Source organism: Halohasta sp. A2 (assembly GCF_056175805.1).
The window spans coordinates 1-262 of record NZ_JAQFWV010000273.1 but is presented as its reverse complement, the minus strand read 5'-3'; the positions used below and the strand labels follow the sequence as shown (position 1 = coordinate 262).

Annotated in this window: 1 pseudogene; it reads right to left on the bottom strand. The window is 56.5% G+C overall.

Going from position 1 to position 262, the window contains the following annotated elements:
* A pseudogene (locus tag O2S87_RS19105) lies at positions 1–262 on the bottom strand (ISH3 family transposase); the annotation flags it as partial.

The window sequence follows — 262 nt, the reverse complement described above, 5'->3', positions numbered from 1 at the left end:
GGGAACGTCACCTTCCCAGCTAGTTCGTGTTCGATCACACGGCTCCAACCACTGCTGAGTTCATCTTTGATGGTATCACCCCACCTGACAACCGGGATGACGTAAGCGTAATTGTAGGCGTACAGCAGCCCGAGACAGGTGCTGTTGTAGAAGCCCCGATCAAGATAGACGGCCTTGACGCTCAGGTCAAGGCCGTCAAGCAGTTCGAGGAACTCACCGAGTACGTCACCTGAGGTTTCGCCAGCGACCAGCTGGCGAACCG